Source organism: Mycolicibacterium iranicum, assembly GCF_014190915.1.
GTDB classification, from domain to species: Bacteria; Actinomycetota; Actinomycetes; order Mycobacteriales; family Mycobacteriaceae; genus Mycobacterium; species Mycobacterium iranicum_B.
In genome coordinates this window covers 1-20,300 of record NZ_JACHVU010000020.1, presented here as the reverse complement: position 1 = coordinate 20,300, position 20,300 = coordinate 1, and the positions used below count along the sequence as shown (strand labels likewise).

Annotated in this window: 21 protein-coding genes; 8 read left to right on the top strand and 13 right to left on the bottom strand. The window is 68.8% G+C overall.

Annotated elements, in window-relative coordinates; genetic code table 11:
• Positions 1-46 precede the first annotated feature (46 nt).
• The 10 genes from FHR72_RS25340 to FHR72_RS25295 are packed head-to-tail and all read right to left on the bottom strand — an operon-like array spanning position 47 to position 7,846.
• Positions 47-811 (bottom strand): GntR family transcriptional regulator, encoded by a 765-nt coding sequence (locus FHR72_RS25340; RefSeq protein ID WP_183474018.1) that lies wholly within the window; start codon positions 809-811, stop codon positions 47-49.
• A 50-nt stretch (positions 812-861) separates the two neighbouring features.
• Positions 862-1,641, bottom strand: a complete 780-nt coding sequence (fabG, locus tag FHR72_RS25335) for a 3-oxoacyl-ACP reductase FabG (protein WP_183474015.1) — start codon at positions 1,639-1,641, stop codon at positions 862-864.
• A 33-nt stretch (positions 1,642-1,674) separates the two neighbouring features.
• Complete coding sequence (locus FHR72_RS25330) at positions 1,675-2,655, bottom strand: phosphotransferase enzyme family protein (protein ID WP_183474127.1); 981 nt, start codon at positions 2,653-2,655, stop codon at positions 1,675-1,677.
• Positions 2,655-3,320, bottom strand: a complete 666-nt coding sequence (locus FHR72_RS25325) for a microcompartment protein (protein WP_183474011.1) — start codon at positions 3,318-3,320, stop codon at positions 2,655-2,657. The genes FHR72_RS25330 and FHR72_RS25325 overlap by 1 nt, the downstream gene beginning before the upstream one ends.
• A 9-nt stretch (positions 3,321-3,329) precedes the next feature.
• Positions 3,330-3,611, bottom strand: a complete 282-nt coding sequence (locus tag FHR72_RS25320) for a BMC domain-containing protein (RefSeq protein WP_043413363.1) — start codon at positions 3,609-3,611, stop codon at positions 3,330-3,332.
• Positions 3,612-3,670: 59 nt separating this feature from the next.
• Positions 3,671-3,916 carry a EutN/CcmL family microcompartment protein gene (locus FHR72_RS25315; RefSeq protein ID WP_183474008.1) on the bottom strand — a complete coding sequence of 82 codons (246 nt, stop codon included), beginning with the start codon at positions 3,914-3,916 and terminating at the stop codon, positions 3,671-3,673.
• Positions 3,913-4,410: a hypothetical protein gene (locus FHR72_RS25310; protein WP_183474005.1), complete on the bottom strand. Its 498-nt coding sequence runs from the start codon at positions 4,408-4,410 to the stop codon at positions 3,913-3,915. The genes FHR72_RS25315 and FHR72_RS25310 overlap by 4 nt, the downstream gene beginning before the upstream one ends.
• On the bottom strand, positions 4,407-5,012 hold the full coding sequence (locus FHR72_RS25305) for a BMC domain-containing protein (RefSeq protein WP_183474002.1): 606 nt from the start codon (positions 5,010-5,012) through the stop codon (positions 4,407-4,409). Before FHR72_RS25305 ends, FHR72_RS25310 begins: the two co-directional genes overlap by 4 nt.
• Positions 5,013-5,015: 3 nt before the next feature.
• Positions 5,016-6,569 carry an aldehyde dehydrogenase family protein gene (locus FHR72_RS25300; protein ID WP_183473999.1) on the bottom strand — a complete coding sequence of 518 codons (1,554 nt, stop codon included), beginning with the start codon at positions 6,567-6,569 and terminating at the stop codon, positions 5,016-5,018.
• Positions 6,566-7,846 (bottom strand): class-III pyridoxal-phosphate-dependent aminotransferase, encoded by a 1,281-nt coding sequence (locus FHR72_RS25295; RefSeq protein ID WP_183473996.1) that lies wholly within the window; start codon positions 7,844-7,846, stop codon positions 6,566-6,568. The genes FHR72_RS25300 and FHR72_RS25295 overlap by 4 nt, the downstream gene beginning before the upstream one ends.
• Before the next feature lie 207 nt (positions 7,847-8,053).
• On the opposite strand from FHR72_RS25295, the gene FHR72_RS25290 reads away from it, so the two are divergent.
• From FHR72_RS25290 to FHR72_RS25275, 4 genes are read left to right on the top strand one after another with little or no spacing between them, the layout of a single operon-like run.
• Entirely contained in the window at positions 8,054-9,586 is a 1,533-nt protein-coding gene (locus FHR72_RS25290; RefSeq protein ID WP_183473993.1) for an APC family permease, read from the top strand.
• 9 nt (positions 9,587-9,595) lie between these two features.
• Positions 9,596-11,848: a propanediol/glycerol family dehydratase large subunit gene (locus tag FHR72_RS25285; protein ID WP_183473990.1), complete on the top strand. Its 2,253-nt coding sequence runs from the start codon at positions 9,596-9,598 to the stop codon at positions 11,846-11,848.
• Complete coding sequence (locus tag FHR72_RS25280) at positions 11,845-12,198, top strand: diol dehydratase small subunit (protein ID WP_396888521.1); 354 nt, start codon at positions 11,845-11,847, stop codon at positions 12,196-12,198. Before FHR72_RS25285 ends, FHR72_RS25280 begins: the two co-directional genes overlap by 4 nt.
• On the top strand, positions 12,198-13,895 hold the full coding sequence (locus FHR72_RS25275; RefSeq protein ID WP_183473986.1) for a diol dehydratase reactivase ATPase-like domain-containing protein: 1,698 nt from the start codon (positions 12,198-12,200) through the stop codon (positions 13,893-13,895). Before FHR72_RS25280 ends, FHR72_RS25275 begins: the two co-directional genes overlap by 1 nt.
• Here FHR72_RS25275 and FHR72_RS25270 read toward each other — a convergent pair.
• The 3 genes from FHR72_RS25270 to FHR72_RS25260 all read right to left on the bottom strand — a co-directional run bounded on the left by FHR72_RS25270 (position 13,876) and on the right by FHR72_RS25260 (position 16,658).
• Entirely contained in the window at positions 13,876-14,523 is a 648-nt protein-coding gene (locus FHR72_RS25270; protein WP_183473983.1) for an MBL fold metallo-hydrolase, read from the bottom strand. The two genes, FHR72_RS25275 and FHR72_RS25270, sit on opposite strands and share 20 nt — an antisense overlap.
• Before the next feature lie 130 nt (positions 14,524-14,653).
• Positions 14,654-15,526 carry an LLM class F420-dependent oxidoreductase gene (locus FHR72_RS25265; protein ID WP_183473981.1) on the bottom strand — a complete coding sequence of 291 codons (873 nt, stop codon included), beginning with the start codon at positions 15,524-15,526 and terminating at the stop codon, positions 14,654-14,656.
• A gap of 61 nt (positions 15,527-15,587) precedes the next feature.
• Complete coding sequence (locus tag FHR72_RS25260; protein ID WP_183473978.1) at positions 15,588-16,658, bottom strand: ATP-dependent DNA ligase; 1,071 nt, start codon at positions 16,656-16,658, stop codon at positions 15,588-15,590.
• 91 nt (positions 16,659-16,749) lie between these two features.
• Between FHR72_RS25260 and FHR72_RS25255 the strand changes: the two genes are divergently transcribed.
• From FHR72_RS25255 to FHR72_RS25240, 4 genes are read left to right on the top strand one after another with little or no spacing between them, the layout of a single operon-like run.
• On the top strand, positions 16,750-17,844 hold the full coding sequence (locus FHR72_RS25255; protein ID WP_183473975.1) for an ATP-dependent DNA ligase: 1,095 nt from the start codon (positions 16,750-16,752) through the stop codon (positions 17,842-17,844).
• Between the two features lies 1 nt (position 17,845).
• A complete protein-coding gene (gene ligD / locus FHR72_RS25250) occupies positions 17,846-18,895 on the top strand; it encodes a non-homologous end-joining DNA ligase (RefSeq protein ID WP_183473973.1) in 1,050 nt (349 codons plus the stop codon).
• Positions 18,896-18,918: 23 nt separating this feature from the next.
• Complete coding sequence (locus FHR72_RS25245) at positions 18,919-19,434, top strand: hypothetical protein (RefSeq protein ID WP_183473971.1); 516 nt, start codon at positions 18,919-18,921, stop codon at positions 19,432-19,434.
• Positions 19,431-20,180 carry a thioesterase II family protein gene (locus FHR72_RS25240; RefSeq protein ID WP_183473969.1) on the top strand — a complete coding sequence of 250 codons (750 nt, stop codon included), beginning with the start codon at positions 19,431-19,433 and terminating at the stop codon, positions 20,178-20,180. The genes FHR72_RS25245 and FHR72_RS25240 overlap by 4 nt, the downstream gene beginning before the upstream one ends.
• Positions 20,181-20,300: the final 120 nt, after the last annotated feature.

Below are 20,300 nucleotides of genomic sequence, written 5' to 3'. Positions count from 1 at the left end.
CGCGCAAGCGCTCATCAGCATCTTCGGTTCTTCGCGCAAGCGCTCATCACGGTTGACTCTGCAGCACCACCGACGCCGCCGTCACCGAGGGCTGCACACCGACGCCACGGCCCTGCGCCGTCACGGCCAGCCGCGTGCGGTCACCGCGGAACAGGTCGCGGGAGAACTCGCACGCGGTGTCGGTCTGGTCGTAGGTGACGCGCGTGATCAGCAGCAGGGCGGACTTCGGCTTGATACCCAGCAGGTGCGCTTCCTCGGGCGTCGCATTCACCGCTTCGATGTGCTCGTCGGCGCGTGCGGTGACCAGCCCGTAGCGCTTCTCCAGGATCTCGTACAGAGACCCACCGAGCTGCTCTTCGAGCAGGCCGGGAAATGCGTCGGCGGGGAACTGCGCGAGCTCCAAAGAGATCGGCGATCCGTCGGCGAGCCGCACCCGCTGGATCTCGATGACGAAATCGTCGGCGGAGATACCGAGCGCCTGCTGCGTCGTCGCGTCGGGCGCGCCGATCTTGGTCGACAGCACCCTCGTTCCGGCGACGTAACCCTGGCTGGCCAGGAAGGCCGGCACCCCGACCACGTCGGCGAGGCTGCGCTGCACCTGACCGTGGCTGATGAAGATGCCGCCCGCCCGGCCGATGACCCGGTCGATCAGCCCGGCCTCCTCCAGCGCGGCAAGCACCTGCCGTAGGCTCGACCGGCTGGTCCGGTAGTGCTCGGCGAGCTCGCGCTCGCTGCCCAGCTTCGTGCCCGGGACCCCCGCGTTGATGTCGGCGACGATCCGGCGGCGCAGCTCTTCTGTTTGCGTCGGCACCGGACCTCCTGACCTACCGAATTGGTACTACCAAATTTAGGGTACGTGCCTCACAGATCGGCGAGGGCCTCGGGCGATTCGGGAAGAATCTGTCCGCCGTCGACGATGAGCGACTGACCGGTGATGTAGGCGGCCTCGTCGGTGGCGAAGAACAGCGCGGCGTTGCCGATGTCGGCGACACCACCGAGCCGACCCTGGGGAACCGCCGCGGCCATCTGGTCCATGTAGGTCTGGCCCATCTCGACGAGCCCCTCGGTGATGATGTTGCCGGGCAGCACCGCGTTCACCGTGATCTTCTTCGGCGCCAATTCGATGGCGGCGGTGCGCAGGAAGCCGAGCTGCGCGGCCTTGCTGGCGCCGTAGTGCGACCAGCCGGGGAATCCGGTGACCGGTCCGGTGATCGACGAGGTGATGATCACGCGTCCGTGTCCGCTGGCGGTCAGCGGGTCGAGCGCGGCCTGCACGATGTACACGGTGCCCTTGAAGTTCACGCCGATGACCTGGTCGATGTCTTCGGGCGTGAGCTCCTGCAGCCGTCCGGACGGGAAGATCCCGGCGTTCGGGCAGACGATGTCGAGGCCGCCGTTGCGCTCGACCGCGGTCTGTACGACCCGGCGGCAGTCCTCGGGGCTCGTGACGTCGGCAGCGACGCCGGTGACCGTGCCCGGGAGGCCGCCGAGGTCAGCGACGGTGGCGTCGATGTCGGCCTGGTTGCGTCCGGTGATCACGACGTTGACACCGGCCTTGGCGAACGTCTCGGCGATGCCGCGGCCGATGCCCTTGCTTCCGCCGGTGACGACGGCCGAGCGGCCCTGCAACGAATTGAACATGGGTGATGCCTTTCGGATTGGCTGGGGCGGGACTCAGGTCAGACGACGGCCTTCGGAGGACAGGTAGCGTTCGGCGAGCGCACAGCTGCCCGCGGCGTAGGTGACGGAGATGGCCTGGGATTCCTTGGAGTGGCTGTGGGTGCCCATCCAGGCCAGCAGGAGGAGCCGTCGCAGCAGCACGAACGACGCCAGCATGTCCTCGTCGGCCGAGGTGAACGGGCGCCGGGTGCGGTAGCCGGTGACCCAGGCGTCCTGCCATTCCGGCACGGACGGATGGTCTTCGAAGAACGAGACCGCGGTGCCGAAATCGTAGAAGTACCAGCCGAACCCGCAGTCGTCGAAATCGATGACCGTGATGGTGTCACCGTCGACCAGCAGGTTGGCCAACCGCAGGTCGGCATGCACCAGCCCGAACGTGTCGGGCCCGGTGCCGTAGTCGGCGAGGCGGCGCTGCAGCATCGTTTGCGCCCGGTCGAGCACGTCGGCCTCGGCGGTCCCCACCCCGACCGCGTCGCGCCATCGGCCCCAGCGCGGTGCGTCGCCCAGACTGTGCTCCCAATCCCAGGCGAAGCGGCTGAACCCGGCGGGCCGCGTCCAGCTGCGCGCGTGGTCGTGCAGCGCGGCGGTGATGCACCCCAGGGTGTGGAAGTCCGTGGAAGTCAGGGTCTCTTCGTCGGGCTCGGCGCCGGGCACCATCTCGAAGTGCACGACATAGCGTTCGCTGCCTTCGTCGTCGACGGTGACCACACGGCGGCCGTCCCTGGCGGGCAGCACGACCGGCACGGTGATGTCGCTGTCGCGGTGCAGCGCGTCGAGCCACATCAGTTCGGACTCGATCTGGTCGGCGCGGTGGTAGTCCTTGCGATGCACCCGAAGGATCGAGCGATGTCCGGTGCCGGGTTCCTCGACGGCGTAGGTGGCGTTCTCGGACAGGTTGAGCAGGCGCAGCGTGGACCCTTGGGGAAGGTCGAAGGCTTCCAGTGCGCGTTCGGCGACCGCCGCGTCGTCAGCGATCAATGGTCCCTCCCCTCGATGCCGGCGAGCACCGTGGTGATGCGGTCACGCGCGGTGACCACGTCGTCGGTGCTGCCGCTGATGTAGAGCCGCCCCGCGGCGCCGATCATCTGCACGTCGACCAGGGTGAGCCCGGGTGCGGCGCGCTCGGCCTCGTTGGCCGCGACCGCGGCGAACAACGCGGGCGTCATCTCGTAGACGAGCAGTGACTGTCCGGGCAGCACCATCGACGCCTGCCGGTTGCGGTTCAGGATCACCGCGTGCTGGTCGGTGATGTCCTCGATGACGTCGTGGTAGAGCACCCGCGGACGCAGCTGATCGGACGCCGAGCTCTGGGTGCCCGACAGGATGGCCTCGCCGGCCCGCCGCACGTCGGCGAGGTTGCCCGAATGAATCTCCAGCACGCCGAACTGGCGTTCCACGTAAAGGATTCCGGGCTGGATGCCGGGAACCTCCCGCAGCGCGAGGTCGATGACACGTTCAATGGCGAGTGCCGGCGACACCTCGACGATGAGCGCGTGCTCACCCGTGTAGGGCGGGTATCCACGCGCCCGCGTCGGGGTGCCGAGGTAGGCCGCGAACTGCTGCTGCAGGTCCTCGACGAGCAGGTAGACCCTGATGTCGGTCCGCGTCGGTGCGTCGGTGACGGGCTTGGGCGATGCCACTGTCGGAGACTACTGGGCGGAGACGGAAAAGTGTGCGCCGAGCTCGCTGTGCGGCCGGGGGATGACGTGCACACTGATGAGTTCGCCTACCTGCGAAGCGGATTCGGCGCCGGCCTCGGTGGCGGCCTTGACCGCGCCGACCTCGCCGGTCACGATGACGGCCACCAGGCCGTCGCCGACCTGCTGGCGGTCGGTGATGGTGACGTTGGCGGCCTTGACCATGGCGTCGGCGGCAGCGAGTGCTGCGACGTACCCCTTGGTCTCGATCATTCCGATCGCGTTGCTGGCCATGATGTTTCTCCTTCGTGTCGGTTATCTGTGGATGTCTGAGGTCGTGACCGCCGGGGCGGCTATCCGGCCGGGTCGACGGAGCCGATGATCAATGCGTCGACCGGTGGCGGGGTGCCGGTGAACCAGCTCGCCGCCACCGAGCCCTGGGTGATGAGCACGGATTCGCCCACGCCGCTGCCCAGGACGTCGAAGGCCACCAGGCGGCTTCCCGAACCGTCGACCTCCACTTCGAGGAAGGCCCCGGCGGGGATGCCGTCGATGCGCCGGGACGACCACACCTGACCGATGACGGTGCCGCGGATCATGTTCGCTCCTTCTGGATCGTCACGCCCAGCGCTCGTGCGCGCTCGCGGGCCAGCGGGGTGAGGACTGCACGGGGGCCGAGGATCAGCGAAGCGCCGGCCGCCGCGATGTCGGCGATCTGCCGTTCTGTCACCGCGCCACGCTCGACGCGGCGGGCAGCGCCCGGCCCGCTGCGTCCGGTGCCGGCCAGCCGGAACGACAGGCGGCCCGTGCGCAGATCGGCGCGGGTCTTCGGGTTCTCGAAGAGCCGCAACAGGTTCCGTACGAAGACGTCGAGCTCCCGATCGGTGGTGATCCGCACGGTGTCGGTGCGGGTCTTCTCCTCGGCGGCCAGCGGACCGGTGGGGACCGGTCCGTCCGGCACGGGCGCCGGCGCGGCGGGTGCCGGCGCGGGCCGAGCCGCCGGCGGTGGGGTGGTCGACCTGGTGAGGTCGCCGACGGCCTCGCGGACCACCTCGCGCACCAGCTGTCGCAGCTGATCCCGGTCGATGCTCACGGCACGCTCCGGGCCAGCGCCTCTTCGGCCGCTGCGGCGGCCTGACGGACGTCGGACTCCGAGCCGGACAGGTACACCCGGCCCGTCGCACCGATCATCCGGAAGTCGACGACCTTGACGTCGGCGGCCTTCTCGGCCTCGTTGGTGGCCAGGATCGCGTAGGACGCGGGGGACACCTCGAGCACGTAGAGGGTCTCGCCGGCCAGCACCATCGACCCGATCTTGTTGCGGTTGATCAGGAATGCGTGCTGGCGGTCGATGCTGGAGATGATCCGGGAGGCCAGGATCTTCGGCGGTGTCGCCGATTCCGGCGCGCTGGCCAACTCGTCGAGCGCTGCCCCGGCGGCCGCCTCGACCGCCGAGGTCTCGCCGTGGAATTCCAGGTAGCCGAACTGGCGCTCGACGACGAGCACACCGGCTTGGACGTCGGCGTGTTTGAGGGCGACGTCGGTGACCCCCTCGATATCGAGACCGGGTGCCACCTCGATGATCTGCGCGGCGACGCCGGCGCGGGGCAGGGCGCCCTTGATCCAGGTGCCCAGATACGACATCGTCTGCGGCTGAAGCCGATCGATGAAGATGAACGAACGCAGTTCAGCCACGGGTCACCTCTTGATCAGTTGGGCGAGTTCTTCGGCCACCAGCGCGCGCAGTTCGGCCCGCAGCGCTTCGATGCCGGGGTCGGCGCCGCGGCTCGTGGCCGGCTTGCTTTGGTGCCTGCTGGCCATCGGCGCGGGTGCGGCGTCCTCGTTCGAGGCCCGCGGGTATGCGGGCACCTCACCGGACGGCGTCCGCCACGGTGACAGCCCGGCGAAGTTCGGCATGGTGACCGCGGAGTCGGCGTTGTAGGCGATCCGCGTCCAGTTCATCAGGTTCTCGGGCTGCAGGTTCTCGCCGATCGAGCTGCGACCGACGAAGCCGGTGCCGATCGTCATCGACGGGGCCAGGTTGGTATCCAGTCCCGAGCTGCCCGTGCTGTTCCCGACGTTCACCGACACCCGCAGCACGGGCACCTGCGCGGCGAAATCGGTGATCACCCGGGCGTCCTCGCTGTGGATGGCCGCCGAATGTCCGGCGCCGGCGATGCGCACCACCGCGCGGGCGGCGCGAATTCCGCGCGCTGCGTCCGCGACGGTCGTCATCCCGAGTACCGGGCAGAGCTTCTCGTGGGTGAGCACCTCCTCACCGATGACGTCGGTGAACGGTGCGACGAGCAGCCGGGTCTTGGGGGTGACGCGCAGCCCGATCCGGTCGGCGATCCACGCCGCGTCGCGTCCGACGACATCGGTGTTGAGCGATCCACCGGGAAACATGAACTCCCGCAGCCGAACCGCCGCGTCGGCGTCGAGGATGTGGGCGCCGTGCCGGGTGAGCGCCGCGGAGAGCTTGCCGGCGATGGACTCCTCGGCGATCAGCACCGATTCGTTGGTGCACAGCACCGAGTTGTCGAATGCCTTGCTGTCGACGATGCGCCGTGCCGCGGCGTCGATGTCGGCGGACGCGTCGACCAGGACGGGGACGTTGCCGGGACCGACGCCCAGCGCCGGGTTGCCGGAGGAGTACGCGGCCCGCACGACCCCGGTGCCACCAGTGGCGACGATGACGTCGGTCCGCTCGTCGGACATCAACGCCTCGACCAGCGGCAGCGACGGCTCCGTGAGCACCTGGACGATCCCGTCCGGAGCGCCGGCCGCAACGGCTGCCTCGGCGAGCACCTGCGCGGCCTCGGCCGAGCACCGGCGGGCCCGCGGGTGCGGGGCCACGACGACCGCGTTGCGGGTCATCAGGGCCAGGATCACCTTGAAGTACACGGTGGAGACGGGGTTCGTGGTGGGGCACAGCGCGAGGACGACGCCTGCGGGCCTGGGGATCTCGACGATCTTGCGCGCGGTGTCGATGCGCGGTGAGACGTAGTCCTGACCGCGGTAGAAGTCGACGATGCCGCGGGAGCAGGCCCGGTTCTTGGTGGCTTTGTCCGCGACGACCCCCATCTGGGTCTCGGCGACCGCCGCGGCGGCGAACCGGTCGGCATTGCGGTGGCCGGCCTCGGCGACCGCGTCGACGATCCTGGCCACGGTGTCGTGGTCGTACTCGGCGTAGGCGGCCGCGGCGAATCGGGCTCGCTCGAGCAGCTGACCTGCGTGGGGTACCGCGTTCACGGCTTCCTCCGTCCGGTCGCGGCCTGCTGCGCCCGTCCGACCGCCACCTCGACGCGGTCGAGCACGTCCTCGCAGAGGTCACGGTTGAGCAGCAGGCCCGGTTTGAATTGCAGCACACGGGGATCCAGCGTCGAGAAGATCGCCCACACACCGCTCTGGTACAGCTCGCGCATCACGAACTTGGCACCCTCGGGGTGGTCGAACTCCAGGCCGATCACCACGCCGTTCTGCCGGATGCCGACGAACCACCCGGGGTAGTCGGCCTGGATGCGCCGCAAGCCTTCGGAGAAGATGTCGGCGATGTAGTGCACGGAGGAGCGGACCTCGGGCCTGCTGGTGATCTCCAGGGTCTTCAGCGCGGCCACGCACCCGAGTTCGGCGCCGCCGAAGGTGGAGATGTGGCCGAAGCCGTCCTGCTCGAGCCACTGCGCGGCCCGGTCGCTGAGCAGCGCGGCGGTGATCGGGTACATCCCGCCGGACAGGCCCTTCCCGGTCACCATGATGTCGGGGTCGATGCCGTGCTTGGTGATGCCCCACATCTCGCCGGTGCGCATCAGCCCGGTCTGGACCTCGTCGGCGATGTAGAGGGCGTCGTAGCGCACGCACAGATCCTTGACCGCCTCCAGATAGCCGATGGGCGGCAACGGGAATCCGTAGGTGGCGGGAATGGTCTCCATGATGACGGCGGCGACGTCGCGGCCCCGCAGCGCCTGCTCCATCGCCTCGGTGTCCCCGAACGGCACCTGGACGAACTCGTCGGGCCGGTCGGCGAGGAACAGCTTGGCGAAGCGGTCGTCACCGGTGGCCACGGCCAGCCCCGTGTGCCCGTGGTAGGCCTTCACGATCGACACGATCTTGCGGCGCTGGGTGGCGTGCCGCGCGCTCTTAAGGGCGATGTCGATCGCTTCGCCGCCGCCCGAACCGAAGGCGACCTTCGACAGCGAGTCGGGGGCGGATTCGATCAGCTTCTGCGCCAACGCCGTTCGTGCCACGGAGGGAAAGTGATGGTTGCCGACGTCGAAGTGCTCCATGCCTTCGGTGATGGCCTGCATCACCTCGGGGTTGCGGTGGCCGAGGTTGTAGGTGCCACCGTTGAGGTGCATGTCGATGAGGCGGCGGCCGCTCATGTCCCACAGGAAGTAGTCCTGGCGGCGGTCGATGACCAGATCGACGCCGGTGTCGGTCCAGAACTGGGTCTTGTCCGGGTTCCAGTACTCCTTGGCCCGTTCCAGCACCTGTGCCTTGGAATCGAACGAGAACGTGCCGTAGTCGTACACGGGACTCCCTGTCGTGAGGTTCGGCGGGGTGTGACCAAAAGCTAAAGGGTAGGACCATTTCTGTCAACAGCGGAAACTTACGGTTGCGTAGTCCTATTGGTAGTGCCAATATGTCTTAGGTTTCAGCACTGTGGTCTATACCACAGTGGCCTCCGGCCGTGAGCTGAGCCATCAACTACCCTTCGCCCCTGGAAGGTGCCCGTTTCGATGACCGAAGACGTCGTGCCCCGCGCAACCACCCCGCCAGACTCCGTCCAACGCCTGAAGAGAAATGCCGTCGGCACCTTCGGCGTCATCTTCATGGCGGTCGCCACCGCCGCCCCGATCACCGCAATGGTCGGCAACGTGCCGATCGCCGTCGGCTTCGGAAATGGTTCACACGCGCCGGCCGGCTACCTGGTCGCGACCATCGTGCTGGGCCTGTTCGCCATCGGCTACGCCACCATGGCCAAGCACATCACCTCCACCGGCGCCTTCTACGGCTACATCTCGCACGGGCTGGGCCGCGTCGTCGGCATGGCCAGCGGGCTGATCATCACGATGGCCTACGTCGTGTTCGAAGGCTCGCTGATCGGCATCTTCGCGTTCTTCTTCCAGAACCTGTGCGCGTCGCAGTTCGGCATCACCGTGCACTGGCTGCTGCCGGCGCTGCTGATGCTGGTGCTCAACTGCGTGCTGACCTACTTCGACGTGAACCTGACCGCGAAGGTGCTCGGCGTCTTCCTGATCACCGAGATCGTCATGCTGTCGCTGGGCGCCATCGCGGTGGCCGTCAAGGGCGGGGGCCCCGACGGCTTCGCGGTGGGCGAGATCCTGAACCCGATCGGCGCGTTCCAGCCGGCCGCCATCGCCGGCGCCAGCGCAGGGCTCGGTCTGTTCTTCGCGTTCTGGTCCTGGGTCGGCTTCGAATCGACGGCGATGTACGGCGAGGAGTCCAAGGACCCGAAGCGGATCATCCCCCGCGCCACCATGATCGCAGTCCTCGGCGTGGGCCTCTTCTACGTCTTCGTCTCCTGGATGGCGGTTGCGGGCACGGGCCCCTCGCAGGCCATCGAGCTCGCGCAGAGCGCCGACACCTCCTCGGAGATCTTCTTCGCCCCGGTGCGCGACACCTACGGCGAGTGGGCGATCACGCTGTTCAACGTCCTGCTCGTGACGGGTTCCTTCGCCTGCGGCATGGCGTTCCACAACTGCGCGTCGCGCTACCTCTACGCCCTGGGCCGCGAGGGCCTCTCCAGCGGCCTGCAGAAGACGCTGGGCGCCACGCACGTCAAGCACGGCTCGCCCTACATCGCGTCGTTCGTCCAGACCGGCATCACGCTGGTGCTGATCCTGGCGTTCTTCTTTGCGGGTATGGATCCCTACATCCACATGTACACACTGCTGGCCATCCTGGGCACCATGGCGATCCTGATCGTGCAGTCGCTGTGCGCGTTCTCCGTCGTCGCGTACTTCCACTTCCACAAGAACCACCCGTCGAGCGCGCACTGGTTCAAGACGTTCCTGGCGCCGTTGCTCGGCGGCATCGGAATGCTCTACGTGGTGTACCTGCTGTGGGAGCACAAGGACGCCGCGGCCGGCGCCGCATCGGGCACGTTGCTCTTCAAGCTGACCCCGTGGATCGTCGTCGGCCTGTTCGTCCTCGGTGGGGCGATGGCGCTGTACTTCAAGTTCAAGGATCAGCGGCGCTATGAGCTGATCGGCCGAGTGGTCTACGAGGACAGCGAGATTCGCGACTAGGGAGGCCGTGTGGCAGACGAGTTGGGCCGGTTTCGGGTACTGAACTCGAAACCGGTCAACCTCGACGGGTTCAGCGTCCCGGACGCCGCCCTCGGTCTCGTCGCGATGCGGAGTCCACACGATCCGCCGCCGTCACTGGTGATCGAGCGGGGGCCCGGCGGCCCGCGTGTGACAGAACTCGACGGCAAGGGCGCCGGCGAGTTCGACGTCATCGACGAGTTCATCGCGCGGTACGGCATCGACCTCACCGTCGCCGAGGAGGCGATGGCACTCGACGACGCGACGCTGGCTCGGATGGCGGTCGACGTCAATGTGTCTCGCGCCGAGGTGGTCCGGCTCATCGGCGGCACCACGCCGGCCAAGCTGGCCCGGGTGATCGCGGTGATGTCGCCGGTCGAGATGCAGATGGCGATGGCCAAGATGCGGGCCCGCCGCACGCCGAGCAACCAGGCCCATGTCACCAACCAGCTCGACGACCCGCTGCTGATCGCCGCCGATGCGGCGTCGGCGGTGGCGTACGGGTTCCGGGAGGTCGAGACGACGGTGCCGGTGCTCGGCGACGCACCGTCGAACGCCGTGGCGCTGCTGATCGGCTCCCAGGTCGGCACCCCCGGGGCGCTGGCGCAGTGCTCGATCGAAGAGGCGCTCGAACTGCGGCTCGGTCTGCGCGGCCTCACCAGCTACGCGGAGACCATCTCGATCTACGGCACCGAGCAGGTGTTCGTCGACGGCGACGACACCCCGTTCAGCAAGGCCATCCTGACCTCGGCGTACGCGTCGCGCGGCCTGAAGATGCGCGTCACCAGCGGCGGCGGTGCCGAGGTGCTGATGGGTGCGGCCGAGCAGTGCTCGATCCTGTATCTCGAATCCCGCTGTGTCTCGTTGGCTCGCGCGCTCGGCTCGCAGGGTGTGCAGAACGGCGGCATCGACGGCGTGGGCGTGGTGGCCTCGGTGCCGGAGGGCATGAAGGAACTGCTCGCCGAGAACCTGATGGTGATGATGCGCGATCTGGAATCGTGCGCGGGCAACGACAACCTGATCTCCGAATCCGACATCCGTCGCAGCGCCCACACCCTGCCGGTGCTGCTGGCGGGTGCCGACTTCATCTTCTCCGGCTTCGGGTCCATCCCGCGCTACGACAACGCGTTCGCGCTGTCGAACTTCAACTCCGACGACATGGACGACTTCCTAGTCCTGCAGCGAGACTGGGGTGCCGACGGTGGTCTGCGCACAGTGGCACCCGAACACCTTGAGGCCGTGCGTCGGCGTGCGGCCCAGGCGGTGCAGGCCGTGTACCGCGACCTCGGGCTCGCCGACTACGACGACGCCCGAGTCGAGCAGGTGGTGGCCGCCAACGGTTCCCGCGACCTGCCGGCGGGACATCCCAAGATGGTCGCCGAAGCCGCCGCCTCCATCGAGGCCAGGCAGCTCACGGTGTTCGACGTCATCGCCTCGCTGCACCGCACCGGCTACACCGACGAGGCCGAGGCGATCACGACGTTGACCCGGGAGCGGCTGCGGGGCGACCAGCTGCAGACCTCGGCGATCTTCGACGAGCAGTTCCGGGTGCTGTCGAAGCTGACCGACCCGAACGACTACAGCGGCCCGGCAACGGGTTACACGCTCACCGATCACCGGCGCGCCGAGATCGACGCGATCAGGCAGGCGCGCAGCAGCGCCGAGCTGACCGCAGACCAGGCCGAGCATTACGGCCACGTCGTGGTCACCAACGTCGAACCGGCACGGCAGGGCAGTGACCCGCGGGAGGTGTGCATCGGGCTGTCGCCGGCGTGGGGCCGCAGCGTGTGGCTCAGCCTGTGCGGTCTGACGATCGGCGAGGTGCTCCGTCAGATCTCGGCGGGTCTGGAGGAGGAAGGGTGCATCGCGCGCACGGTGCGCGTGCGCTCGACCATCGACGTCGGGATGATCGGGCTGACGGCCGCGCGGCTGTCGGGCTCGGGGATCGGCATCGGTCTTCAGGGCAAGGGCACCGCGCTGATCCACCGGCGCGATCTGGCGCCGCTGGCCAACCTCGAATTGTTCAGCGTCGCACCGCTGCTGACCGCGAAGATGTACCGCGAGCTGGGGAAGAACGCCGCACGCCACGCCAAGGGCATGGCGCCGGTGCCGATCTTCACCGGCGGCACCGACGAGTCGATCTCGGCGCGCTACCACGCCAGGGCGGTCGCGTTGGTCGCACTGGAACGCGATGCGTCCGAGCCGGGGCAGCCGCCCGTCACGGTGAAGGTGGAGTACCCATGAGCGAGATGCCCGCGGCGGGCCGCGCAGACATTACCGTCGGCAATGCCGTGGACGGCAAGCTCGGTCTCGGCGACCTGCGGATGGATCCCGCGGTGCTGGCGCACCAGGCGGTGCTCGCCGAAGAGGGCGGCAATCCGCAGCTGGCCGAGAACTTCCTGCGCGCAGCGGAATTGGCGATCATCGACGACGAGCAGGTGATGGCGCTGTACGAGGCGCTGCGGCCGCACCGCTCGACGGCGGCCGAGCTCGAGGAACTGCGCACGTCGCTGGTCGCCAACGGGGCGTCGCGGTGTGCGGCGCTGGTCGAGCAGGCGGCCGACGCCTACGCCCGCCGCGGCTTGTTGCGCTGATGCGCACGGTCGCCGGGATCGACATCGGCAACCACACCACCGAGATCGTCCTCGCCCGCATCGACACCGGCGAGGTCGTCACCATCGCGCACGGCCAGGCACCGACCCGAGGCCGCAAGGGTAGTGCCGAATCCGTGCAGGGCGCCGCGGCGCTGCTGCACCGCATCGAGGTCGACGCGGGCATCGACGCCGACGAACTGGTGCTGTCGGCCCTCCGGCCGGTCGACACCGCGACGGCGCCTATCCCACCGGCGTATTCGCCGTCGGCGCCGGTGCAGAGTCTCCGCCGCCCGGATGCCAGTACGCCGGCCGGTGCGGGTTACGGGGTGGGCCGCCACGTCCGGCTCGCCGACCTCGATACAGCGCCCGTCGACGGGCCCGTGGTGATCTCGGTGGACGATCGAACCGACTTCGAGGTGGCGGCCCGGGAGATCGGCCTGGCCGTGGCGCGGGGCTGGCAGGTGGTCGGAGTCGTTGCGGCACAGGACGATGCCGTTCTGATCCGTAACCGGATCCCGGTGGACGTCCCGGTCGTCGACGAGGCTGAGGTCGACGAGGTGGCGCCGGGGGCCTTGATCGCAGTCGAGGTCGTCGAGGAGGGCCGTGCCTATCGCGCGATGGCCGACCCGATCGCGCTGACGGCGGCGCTGCGGCTGCCCGTGGACCGGCTGGTCGAGACGGCCGAACTCTGCAGGGAGCTTGCCGATTCCGCAGCCATCGCCGTGACGCCCCGTACGGGGCCGACACCTCCCCCAACGGCCGACGATGACTACGTCGACATCCGGCTCGACGGCACGGTGGTGCGCTATTCACCCGCGCAGGCGCATGCGGTGCTCCGCCGGTCGCTGCCGGGCTGCGTCACCAGGATCAGATTGGCGGCGGTGCCGACCGCGACGGACGGATTGGCCGTCCACGACGCCTTCTTCACCGATCTGGCGTCCATCGACAACGGCGCCTGGCTGCGGCGGGGCGTCGCCGACGCCCAAGGCACGGTCGTCGCCCTGCTGGCCGCCGAGGAGGCCGAGGACGCCGCGACCGTCCTCGCCGAGCTGACCGGGCGTCCTGCCCGCACGTTGGCCACCGAACCGGAGGCCGCGGCATGGGGTGCTCGCACCACACCGGGGATGCCGCCGGGGTCCATGGTGTGCGACATCGGCGGTGGCACGGTCGATCTGATCGGCCCGGACCGGACGGTGGTGGCGGCTGGCGCCGGGGAATCGATCACCGTGGCCGTGTCGAAGGCGCTGGGCATCCCACGCGCACTGGCCGAGACGGTCAAGCGCACGCCGGCGGTGCGTGTCGAGGGCCCCCATGTCGCGCACGAGGAGGATGGACGCCGGGTCTTCCTCGACGCCCCGGCCGCCTCGGATGCGATCGGACGCCTGTGCACGCGGGGAAGCGCTGGGCTGGTGCCCTTCTCGAACCGGTTGGCCGCCGAGGAATGGCGGAGCCTTCGGCTGGCGATCAAGCAGGAGACGGTCGCGGCGAACATCGCCCGCTGCCTGGCCGCGTTCGATGAGCCGCCGACCGCGCTGGTGCTCGCCGGGGGCGGAGCGCTCGACGACGAGCTGATGCGCACGGTCGGTGAGGCGCTGCGCGGTGTGCCCATCGTGGTGGGACGGGCCAACATCGACGGTGTGCACGGGCCGCGGTTCGCGGTGGCACGCGGCCTGCTCGCTATGTACGCGCACCGGTAGGCAGACCGGCGATCGCGTGCGCGATGTGCCCGCGCCACAGGCCGGGTTCGATGCGGTGCACCGCCGAGTCACCCTGGAACGCACTGGAGATCACGATGTCCGGGGCGAGGTCGGCGAGTGTCCGTAGGCTCGCCGCGAGGGTCTCGGCATCCTCGGGCCGGTGGAAACCCGGGATGTAGCCGGCCAGCCAACGGCCGTCCGCGGCACGGAACAACGTGTCGCCCGTGAACAGGTAGCGGCCCTCGTCGCCCTGGACGAGGTGGCAGACGCTCCCGGGGGAATGTCCTGGGGTGGGGATGATCTCGATGCCGTGGTAGTCGGTATGCCTGGCGTGCAGGGGCACGTCGACACTGGCGTGGGTGTGGATCTGTGGGATGTCGCCGGCGTGCGCGTGCAGCGCGGAGCCGAACCTCTCTTTGATGCGGGTGAGCATCGGACCCGCCTCGTCGCGGTGAGACAGATACTGGTCGCGGACCCCGCCGAGTTCGGCGAGTTCGTCGAACTGCGCGTCGGTGGCGGGGGAGTAGAACAGCACGTTGGCCGGCGTCCACAGGTAGGCGTGGGTCGTCAGGCCCGGAAACGGTGAGTCGGTGCGGGTTTCCCAGAGATCGCGGAGGACGTGTTTCATGCACCGAGCGTGCAACCTCAACATTTGTTCAGGTCAATACCCCACCGCGAGCAGACACACTCGAACGTGTCTCACGAGTCTGCGTCTGCTCGCGGTGCCGGGCCGGGTCGCATCCCGGGGGAGGCGGCCGTCAGAGTTCGGCGAGCTGCTTCACGGTCGGCGCGATGCCGTCGATCCACGCGGCCGGGGACCCGGTGGGCGGAAAGACGATCACCTCGTCGACGCCGAGCTTTGCGTATTCGGCCATGGTGCGCACGAATTCGTCACGGGTGTCGGGTGCGGGGCTGAGGTCGTTGACCATGATGGTCTTGCGGATGGAGTCGTAGTCGCGGGCGGCGTCGTCGCAATGGCCCCGGAGCACCCGCAGCTTGTGGGCGACCTCGTCGGGCGAGGTGCCGAACAGGTTGCAGGCGTCGCCATACCGAGCCACCAGGCGCAGCGTCTTCCGCTCGCCACTGCCGCCGATCAGCACCTTGGGCTTGTTGATCGGCTGCGGGTTGCACAGCGTCTCCTGCAGCCGGTAATGCGTGCCCTCGTACGGGCCGTTGTTGTCCGGGTCCCACATCTGGTTGCAGATCTGCAGCGCCTCCTCGAGCCGTTCGAAGCGCTCGGCCAGCGGCGGATACGGCACGCCCAGGCCGAGGTGCTCGCGCTCGAACCACGCCGCGCCGATGCCGAGGACTGCCCGGCCGCCGGACAGCACGTCCACGGTCGTCACGGTCTTGGCGAGCAGTCCCGGATGCCGGTAGGTCACCCCGGTGACCAGCAGGCCCAGGCTGATCTGCGACGTGTGCCCGGCGAGGTACCCGAGCAGCGTGTAACCCTCCAGCATGTTGGCCTCGGCGGGCAGGCCCGTCGGCTCGATCTGGAAGAAGTGGTCCATGAACCACAGCGAGGTCGCCCCGGCGCCCTCGGCGGCCGCGCCGACCCTGGCGAGCTCCGGTCCGATGGCCGCCGTGCCGCCGTCGATGTCGAGAATGGGGATGCTGAGTCCGAGATCCATGTCGGCTACAAACCCCGGGGCCGTCGAACCATTCCGGTTTGGCAGCAACTTAGGCGCAAGGTCAGAGACGGCCAAGCCCCGGCACGATGTCGGCGAGGCTGAACGTCACCGGCTGGTCGAGCTGCGCGTAGGTGCACGACCTGGGGTCGCGATCGGGGCGCCAGCGGTTGAACTGCGCTGTGTGCCGGAATCGTCGACCCTCCATGTGGTCGTAGCGCACCTCGACCACCCGCTCGGGCCGCAGCGGGACGAACGACAGGTCCTTGCCGGCGTTCCACCGCGACCCTCCTCCGTAGCGCCGGACCACGTCGGGGTCGACGTGCGCGGCCCAGTTCCAGGGATGGTCGTCGAACGTCGTCACCAGCGGCTGCAGCTCGGTGAACAGCTCGCGCCGTCTGGCCATCGGGAACGCGCCGATCACCCCGACCGACGCCAACGCACCGTCGGAGTCGTAGAGGCCCAGCAGCAACGAGCCGACGGCGTCGGGGCCGGACTTGTGGACCCGGTATCCGGCGACCACGCAGTCCGCGGTGCGCTGGTGCTTCACCTTGAACATCACCCGCTTGTCGGGCAGGTAGACCCCGTCGAGCGGCTTGGCGATGATGCCGTCCAGGCCGGCCCCTTCGAACTCGTCGAACCAGCGAGCCGCGGTGGCGACGTCGGTGGTGGCCGGCGTGACGTGGAACGTCGGCCCCGTGCCGGACAGGGCGTCGTCGAGTGCTGCGCGCCGGTCGACGAACGGCCGTGCCGTGTAGTCGGTGTCTGCGAGGGCCAGCAGGTCGAATGCGATGAACGCCGCCGGCGTCTGCCCCGCCAGCATGCGCACCCGCGACGCCGCGGGGTGCAGCCGCAGCTGCAGCGCCTCGAAGTCGAGACCGCCGGCGGTGGCGATGACGATCTCACCGTCGATGACACAGCGGTCGGGCAGTTCGCTCCGTGCCGCCTCGACCAGCTCGGGGAAGTACCGGGTCATCGGACGCTCGTTGCGGCTGCCGAGCTCGACCTCGTCGCCGTCGCGGAACAGGATCGAGCGGAACCCGTCCCACTTGGGTTCGTAGGACGCGCCGGGCGGGATGGCGGGGACGGACTTGGACAGCATCGGCGACACCGGGGGCATCACAGGCAACTGCACCCGACCATTGTCGCGCGGCCCGCTCACAGTCACGTAGGCGATGACACACGTAGGGCGATGACATTGTCGGGGTACATCGGTCTACGCGAGTATGGATGCTGTGCCCGCAGTCGCAGAGCTACCCGTGAGACCGCCGCTGGAGCCGATGCTGGCCAAAGCCCAGACCACGGTGCCCGCCGAGGCCGGCGTGTGGTCATATGAACCCAAGTGGGACGGTTTTCGTGCCCTGGTGTTCCGCTCCGGCGACGACGTGGTGCTGCTGTCCCGCAGCGGCAAGGACCTCGCGAGGTACTTCCCGGAGGTGCTCGACTCCGTCCGCGACGAACTCGCGCCCCGCTGCGTACTCGACGGCGAGATCGTCGTCCCCCGGGAGATCGCGGGCCGCACGCGCCTGGATTGGGAATCGCTGAGCCAGCGCATCCACCCGGCCCAGTCCCGCGTACGGATGCTCTCGGAGCAGACGCCGGCGCATTTCATCGGATTCGACGCACTCGCCCTCGGGGACACCTCGTTGATGAAGGAGCCGTTCCGGCGGCGCCGGGAGGCGCTGAGTGAAGCGGTCCACGAGAAGCAGTGGTGCCACGTCACCAGGACCACCGAGGACCCGGCGCTCGGGGCGACGTGGCTCGAGCAGTTCGAGGGCGCCGGCCTCGACGGGGTGATCGCCAAGCGTCTCGACGGCCCGTACCTCCCGGGCAAGCGCGAGATGATCAAGGTCAAGCACCACCGCGACGCCGACTGCGTGGCCATCGGCTATCGCATCCACAAGAGCGGTGAGGGGATCGGCTCGATCCTGCTCGGGCTGCATCGCGAGGATGGCGAGCTCCAGATGGTCGGCGGCGCAGCGTCGTTCACCGCGAAGGCCCGCCTGAAATTGCTGGCCGATCTCGAGCCGCTGCGCATCGGTGACGACCTGCGCGACGGCGAGCCCAGCCGGTGGAACTCGGCCGCCGACAAGCGCTGGATCCCGGTGCGTCCGGAACGGGTCTGTGAGGTCGCCTACGACCAGATGGAAGGCAACACCGAGAACGGCCGCCGCTTCCGGCACGCGGTGAAATTCCTGCGCTGGCGCCCGGATCGGGATCCGCAGAGTTGCACCTTCGATCAGCTCGACGCGCCGCTGAACTACGACCTGTACGACGTCCTGGAGGGCAGCTCCAGCGAAGTGGCGGGGAACGGGAGCTGACATGGCAACCCCTGCAACGGAAATCGACGTCGACGGTGTCAAGGTGCGTTTGACCAACCCGGACAAGCCGTACTTCCCGCAGCTCGGCAAGGACGGCACGAAGGGCAAGCTCGTCGACTACTACCTGTCAGTGGCCGACCGCATGGTGCCCCTCCTGCGCGACCGGCCGGTGCACCTGCAGCGCTTCCCCGACGGCATCGAGGGTGAGGAGATCTACCAGAAGCGCGTGCCGCAGAAGCACCCGGACTATCTCGAAACCTGTACTGTCACCTTCCCTTCCGGTCGCACGGCGGACGCTCTGCGGATCACCCATCCGTCGTCGATCGCCTGGGCGGCGCAGATGGGCACCGTCACGCTGCACCCGTGGCAGGTGCGCTGCCCGGACACCGAACACCCCGACGAGCTGCGCATCGATCTCGATCCCCAGCCGGGTACCGGGTTCAAGGAGGCCCGCACCGTGGCCGTCGACGTCCTCAAGCCGCTGCTCGACGAGTTGGGTCTGGTCGGCTATCCGAAGACGTCGGGTGGACGCGGCGTGCACGTGTTCCTGCGCATCAGGACCGACTGGGACTTCATCGAGGTGCGGCGCGCAGGGATCGCACTGGCCCGCGAGATCGAACGGCGCGCACCGGACGCGGTCACGACCTCGTGGTGGAAGGAGGAGCGCGGGACGCGGCTGTTCATCGACTACAACCAGAATGCGCGCGACCGCACGTTCGCCTCGGCATACTCACCGCGCAAGACCCCCATCGCGACGGTGTCGACACCGCTGACCTGGGACGAGCTGCGCGACGCCGAACCGGACGACTACACGATCCTGACCGTGCCCGACTTCGTCGCGGGCAGGCCCGACCCGTGGGCCGGCATCGACGAGAACGCCCAGTCGATCGACATGCTGCTGGAGATGGTCGAGGCCGACGAGCAGCGCGGCGAGGGCGATCTGCCGTACCCGCCGAGCTACCCCAAGATGCCCGGTGAGCCGCCGCGGGTGCAGCCGAGCAAGAAGGTCGCCGCGCACTGGGACGAGGACGGCAATCGCGTCGGGGACTGACCCGGCCGGTTACCCTGCTGTGCATGGCGAAAGCGACGCTCCGAAAGCTGCTTGCTGCCCTGGCGATCGTCGGGATGCTCGCGAGCGGCATCGGCATCGCGTCGTTCATGATCTTCGGCAGCCGTGACCAGCAGCAACAGGCGTCGGCGCCGCGGTACACACCCCCGACCCCGCCGCCGCCGTCGCTGCCCACCGCCAAGGAGTTCATGATCAGCGTGATCGTCAGCGGACAGAACTGCGATCCGGCGGGGGCGTGCGTGTACACCTACACCATCGACCCGAAATATGTTGGCCTGCATCCGTTCCCGGAATCGCCGTTCACGGTGGAGTACGAGGTGACGGGCGGGCATGCGCCGCAGCCCGGGCAGTTCACGGTGACCGGTCAGCAGGCACAGATCCTCAAGGACGTGATCGTCGAGGGTCCGCCCGGCGCGCAGCTGTCGGCGAACGTGCTGCGGGTCGTCGAGCAGCCGCCCGGCCCCCCGGCGCCGCCACCACCGGGACCCGGACCCGCAGGCGAACCGGCGCCCGCGCCGTGAGCCAACCCGCCCGCAGCCGTTGGTTGCGCAACTTCCACCCCGCACCGGATGCCCGCATCCGGCTCGTCTGCCTGCCACACGCAGGCGGCTCTGCCAGCTACTACTTCCCGATGTCGGTGGCTCTGGCACCCGAGTTCGAGGTCTACGGCGTGCAGTACCCCGGCCGCCAGGACCGGCACAGCGAGCCGTTCGTCGACTCCATCGAGGAGATGGCCGATCAGGTGTACACGGCGCTGGGCACCCTGCCGCCCGCGCCGACGGCGTTCTTCGGGCACAGCATGGGCGCGGTCCTGGCCTTCGAGGTCGCCCGGCGCTACGAGACCGTCGGCGGGCGGCAGGCCGTGACGGTGTTCGCCTCCGGTTCGCGCGCCCCGAGCCGCTACGGCGACGAGCCGGACAGGAAGAACGACGCCCAGCTCGTCGACGTGATGCGTGAACTCGGCGGCACCGACCCGCGGGTGCTCAACGACCGCGAGCTGCTGTCGACGTTCCTTCCCGCGTTCCGTAACGACTACACCGCGCTGCAGGCCTACCACCGCGACACCGACATCGGAATCGGCGCACCCATCGTCGTGATGACCGCGACCGACGACCCGAAGACCAGCGAGCCCGCGGCGCGGGCATGGCACGAGCACACCACGGGAGGCGGTGAGGTCCACCTGTTCACCGGTGGCCATTTCTTCCTGGAGAAGCAACCTCAGAAGGTCATCGAGGTCGTGACGTCCACACTGCGGGCAGTCGGCTAGCACTCCCGCGTTGTTGTCGGACCCTGCTGTCATGATGGGGTCATGTGTTCGGCGGCAACGTCTTTGGCTGCTCACCCGGGTGAGCGGTTGGAGGCGTTGTTCGGCGAACTGGCCGAGTTG

Excerpts from the sequence above, each read along its gene's own strand:
- fabG (WP_183474015.1), bottom strand. The coding sequence starts at position 1,641 with ATGTTCAATTCGTTGCAGGGCCGCTCGGCCGTCGTCACCGGCGGAAGC.
- FHR72_RS25320 (WP_043413363.1), bottom strand. The coding sequence starts at position 3,611 with ATGGCCAGCAACGCGATCGGAATGATCGAGACCAAGGGGTACGTCGCA.
- FHR72_RS25315 (WP_183474008.1), bottom strand. The coding sequence starts at position 3,916 with ATGATCCGCGGCACCGTCATCGGTCAGGTGTGGTCGTCCCGGCGCATC.
- FHR72_RS25290 (WP_183473993.1), top strand. The coding sequence starts at position 8,054 with ATGACCGAAGACGTCGTGCCCCGCGCAACCACCCCGCCAGACTCCGTC.
- FHR72_RS25280 (WP_396888521.1), top strand. The coding sequence starts at position 11,845 with ATGAGCGAGATGCCCGCGGCGGGCCGCGCAGACATTACCGTCGGCAAT.
- FHR72_RS25275 (WP_183473986.1), top strand. The coding sequence starts at position 12,198 with ATGCGCACGGTCGCCGGGATCGACATCGGCAACCACACCACCGAGATC.
- FHR72_RS25270 (WP_183473983.1), bottom strand. The coding sequence starts at position 14,523 with ATGAAACACGTCCTCCGCGATCTCTGGGAAACCCGCACCGACTCACCG.
- FHR72_RS25265 (WP_183473981.1), bottom strand. The coding sequence starts at position 15,526 with ATGGATCTCGGACTCAGCATCCCCATTCTCGACATCGACGGCGGCACG.
- FHR72_RS25255 (WP_183473975.1), top strand. The coding sequence starts at position 16,750 with ATGGATGCTGTGCCCGCAGTCGCAGAGCTACCCGTGAGACCGCCGCTG.
- ligD (WP_183473973.1), top strand. The coding sequence starts at position 17,846 with ATGGCAACCCCTGCAACGGAAATCGACGTCGACGGTGTCAAGGTGCGT.
- FHR72_RS25245 (WP_183473971.1), top strand. The coding sequence starts at position 18,919 with ATGGCGAAAGCGACGCTCCGAAAGCTGCTTGCTGCCCTGGCGATCGTC.